The sequence below is a fragment of the Mitsuaria sp. TWR114 genome (genome assembly GCF_007997345.1).
This window is the reverse complement of sequence record NZ_VOSR01000721.1, coordinates 1-4,222: the sequence shown is the minus strand read 5'-3', so window position 1 is coordinate 4,222 and position 4,222 is coordinate 1. Positions and strand designations below refer to the sequence as shown.

Sequence of the window (4,222 nt, the reverse complement as noted above, 5' to 3'; positions counted from 1 at the left end):
CAGCGCGGCGGCGCCGATCGTCCAGGCGCGGCGCACGCCGCCGGTGCGGGGAAGTTCTTCGCGTTCGATCATTTCTTCGCTCCCGCCTCGAAGCCGGATTCGCCGGGGCCGGGTTCCGCGGGCCGGGGCCCGAGGATCAGGCTTTGCGGCTGGTCGCCGATGTTCTGCGCCGCGCGCTCCAGGGCCCGCGCGGCCTGCGACAGGTCGTCCAGCACCGCGCGCTGGCGCGGCTTGTCCGCCGAGCCGACCAGCGACAGCTCCACGCGCCGGAGCGTGCGCTGCAGCTGCGCGGCCGCATCGCCCAGTTGGTCGATCGCGACGGCCTTGCCCTTGTATTCCTCGACCAGCGCGCCGCCCTGCTTCGCGAGCGTGTCCACGTTGCCCAGGGTGTTGCGCCCGGCGACCACCAAGCCGTCGGTGTTCTTCACCAGCGCGGGCAGCGCCTGCGCGGTCGGGCGCAGTTCCCTGACCAGCGCGTTGAGCTCGCCCGAGGCCTCGTTCAGGTGGGCCAGCGTCTGCGACAGCTGCTGCTGGTTGCTGTCGCTGAGCACCTTCTGGATCCGGTCCATGGTCGCAAGCGCGCTGGCCGCCAGCTTCGGGCCGACGTCCTGCAGCTGGTCGAGGAAACCGGGCGCCAGCGGGATGCGCCGCGTCTGCAGCACGCTCTGCCGGGGATCCGCCGGCTCCCTGCCGTCGTCCAGGTCGATGAAGGACAGCCCGGTGATGCCCTGGTAACCGAGCTTGGCCTGCGTGCCCGGCGCGATCGGCGCGTCCGAGTCCACCTCGATGTCGACAAGGATCTGGCGCGGCTGCGCCGGGTCGAAGCGGATCGAATCCACCTTGCCGATCTGCACGCCGCGCAGCTTCACCGGCGCCTTGACGTTGAGCCCCGGCACGCCGGAGGCGGCGACCACGGTGAAGGTCTGCGTGCCGCCGCGGTCGCCGCGGAACCACAGCACGATCACCACCAGCGCCGCGCCCAGCAGCAGCACGAACAGCCCGGTGGCCAATGCATGCGCCTTGTTTTCCATGTGCCCGCCCGAATCCTCTTGTCGTTGTCCTGGTGAAGCCCACCGCCCCCGCGTTCAGGCGGCCAGCTCGTCCCGGTGATGCAGCGCGTCGCGGTAGCTGCGCAGGTTGTCCGCGGCGCAGCGCTCCGCATGCCCGAGGAAGAAGTTGCGGATGAACGGATGCGGCTGGTTCACCACCTGCTCCAGCGGCCCGTGCGCGATCAGGTGCTGGTCCGCGAGCACCGCCACGCGGTCGGCGATCGCGAACAGCGTGTCCACGTCGTGGGTGACCATCACCACCGTCAGCGCCATCTCGCGCTTGAGGCTCTCGATCAGCTGCACGAAGCCCTTGGAGCTCGCCGGGTCCAGGCCCGCGGTCGGCTCGTCCAGGAACAGCAGCTGCGGATCCATGATCAGCGAGCGCGCCAGCGACACCCGCTTGACCATGCCGCCCGAGAGCTCGGCCGGCATCTTGATGCCGTCCTCCGGCTTCAGGCCGACCTGCTGGAGCTTGGTCATCACCAGCTCCGCGATCAGGTCCTTGGGCAGGCTCTTGAGCTCGCGCAGCGGCAGCGCGATGTTGTCGAACACGGTCAGCGCGGAGAACAGCGCGCCCTGCTGGAACAGCACGCCCCAGCGGTGCCGTACCCGCGCCAGGTCGGTCGCCTCGCACTTGCCCAGCTTCTGGCCGAAGACCAGCACCTCGCCCTCGCTGGGGCGCTCCAGGCCCAGCATCAGGCGCAGCAGCGTGGTCTTGCCGCTGCCCGAGCCGCCGATGATGCCCAGCACCTCGCCGGCCGTGACGGTCAGGTTCAGGTCCTTGTGGATGCGCACGCCGCCGAGCACCGTGCCCACATGGCGCACCTCGATCACGGGATCGCCGGCCTGGACCTCCAGCGCGTCGACCGCTTCGGCCGGACCGGGTTCGATGCACTCGTTCATTGCTTCAGTCCCACGTCGGAGAACATCACCGCGAAGATCGCGTCCACGATGATGACCACGGTGATCGCGCTCACCACCGAATCGGTGGTGCCGGTCCCCAGGCTTTCGCTGTTGGGCTTGATCCGCAGGCCGAAGTGGCAGGCGACGAACGCGATCATCAGCCCGAACACCGCGGACTTGGACAGCCCCAGCCACAGGTTGGCCACCGGCACCGCGGCCGGCAGGCCCTGCAGGAACTGCACGTAGTCCAGGCCCAGCGTCGCCCGCGCGGCCACCATGCCGCCCAGCAGCACCATGCAACTGGTCCAGGTCATCACCAGGGGCAAGGACAGTGCCAGCGCCGCCATCTTGGGCAGCACCAGCCGGATCGTGTGGGAGATGCCCATCACCGACAGCGCGTCCAGCTCCTGCGTCACCCGCATCACACCCAGCTGCGCGGTCATCGCCGAGCCGCTGCGCCCGGCCACCAGGATGGCCGCCAGCAGCGGTCCGAGCTCGCGCCAGACGCTGATGCCCAGGATGTTGATGACGTAGATGTCGGCGCCATAGCTCTGCAGCTGCTTGGCGGTCAGGTAGGACAGCGTGATGCCCACCAGCACGCCCACCAGCGCCGTGATGCCCAGCGCCTGCGCGCCGCTGCGGTACAGGTGCGCGGAGATGTCCTTCCACGCGATCAGGTGGGGATGGCGCGCCAGCGTGCCCAGGTCGCGGGTCACCTGCCCCAGCAGCGCGACCGCGTCGAGCAGGTGGCTCGCCAGGTTCAGCAGGCCTTGCCCGAACTGGCGGACGTTCTGGATCCGCGGCGGTCGCGCCGGCTTGCCCTGCTTGCTGCCCAGGCGCGCGAACAGCGCCTGGAACATGTCCTTCATCGGCGCTGGCGGCCATCGCAGGTCCTCGGGCTGGCGCCGTCCCCAGGCCTGCCACAGCAGCAGCGCGCCGGTCGAATCGAGCCGCCGCACCGCGCTCAGGTCCCAGGAGACGTTCGCGGTCGGCACCTCGCCGAGCTCGCCCCGCAGCGCCTCGACCCGCTCGCGCAGCGCGAGCAGCGTCCAGTCGCCCTCCAGCCGCGCCCGCACGCGGCCGCCTTCACCGGGCTCGCGCAGCAGGCGCGGCGACGGGTCGGCGGCGTCGGGGGAATCCAGGGGGGCGTCCATTGGGGTCAGAGCATAGCCGCGCGGGGGGCGGTCCGGTGAACTCGGCGGACAGGAGATCGCCCAGTCAGACAAGACGCTGCCGCAGCCGCTCCAGATAGGTGCGGCTGCAGGGCACGCGGCTGCCGTCACGCAGGCGCAGGTGGGCATCGCCGGACTCGGTGGGCTCGATGGCCTCGATCAGCCGCAGCCGCACCAGGTAGCTGCGATGGACCCGCACGAACACCGCCGGATCGAGGCGCTGCTCGAACGCGCCCAGGCTGCTGCGCAGCGGATAGTCGTGGGACTGGCGATGCAGGTTGATGTAGTTGCCGCAGGCCTGCACCCACTCGATCTCGTCCACCGGCAACAGGAATTCGTTGCCGAGCTTCTTCACCAGCAGGCGCTCGGGCAGCGCGGCGGGCGCAGCCGCGGGCTCGCTGCTGGGCGCCGGTGCGGGCCCGCTGTCGGGGGCGGGGACTGGCACGCTCGCTTCCCCCTGCCAGCGCCAGACGAACAAGCGGTAGGCGCTGGCGATCAGCAGGATGAAGGCATAGCTGCGCACGTCCTTGAGGGCCTCGTAGACCAGCTCGAGCGGCCAGTCGCCGAAGTCGTAATGCGCGTCCTGCGTCGCATAGGCCAGTTTGCGCAGCGTCACCATGCCCAGGACATGCGCCAGGCTGGTGATCAGCGCGAACAGCAGGTGCCATGGCAGATGGCGGCGCAGCTGGCCCCAGCGCAGCGGCCGGGTGTCGGCGGCGCGCAGGATCCAGGGAATCAGGATCAGCCAGAGGATGGCGCTGGAGAACTCCCAGACCGCCGGCTCCCACGCCTTGAAGGCGAGACCGGCGCGGCGAATGTCGAGGTTGGTGGTGATCGTGTTGGCGATCGCGGAGCCGAGCAGCAGCAAGGCCCAGGCGCCGCGCTCCATCCAGCGCCGATGGGTCAGGTACAGCCGCAGCCACTTGTCCTCGGTCATGGCGGCGCAGTGTAGGCGGGCGCGGCGCGGTGGCGGCCGATCGCCGCCCCTGGGACGGGGCGGATCGTCACCGCGCGGGGGCGGCTCGTCACATTCCGACGCCGCGCCCGGCCCCGGCACCGATGCTGGCCGCCATGAACACCCCATCCCCGCCCTCCCCC

General features: G+C 70.6%; 4 protein-coding genes. All 4 read right to left on the bottom strand.

Annotated elements, in window-relative coordinates:
• Positions 1-68 precede the first annotated feature (68 nt).
• Positions 69-1,031: an MlaD family protein gene (locus FUT87_RS23090; protein ID WP_147242525.1), complete on the bottom strand. Its 963-nt coding sequence runs from the start codon at positions 1,029-1,031 to the stop codon at positions 69-71.
• A 54-nt stretch (positions 1,032-1,085) separates the two neighbouring features.
• Positions 1,086-1,952 carry an ABC transporter ATP-binding protein gene (locus FUT87_RS23085; protein WP_091722684.1) on the bottom strand — a complete coding sequence of 289 codons (867 nt, stop codon included), beginning with the start codon at positions 1,950-1,952 and terminating at the stop codon, positions 1,086-1,088.
• A complete protein-coding gene (locus FUT87_RS23080) occupies positions 1,949-3,106 on the bottom strand; it encodes an ABC transporter permease (RefSeq protein WP_147242524.1) in 1,158 nt (385 codons plus the stop codon). Before FUT87_RS23080 ends, FUT87_RS23085 begins: the two co-directional genes overlap by 4 nt.
• 64 nt (positions 3,107-3,170) lie before the next feature.
• Positions 3,171-4,061 (bottom strand): LytTR family DNA-binding domain-containing protein, encoded by an 891-nt coding sequence (locus FUT87_RS23075; RefSeq protein ID WP_147242523.1) that lies wholly within the window; start codon positions 4,059-4,061, stop codon positions 3,171-3,173.
• Positions 4,062-4,222 lie beyond the last annotated feature (161 nt).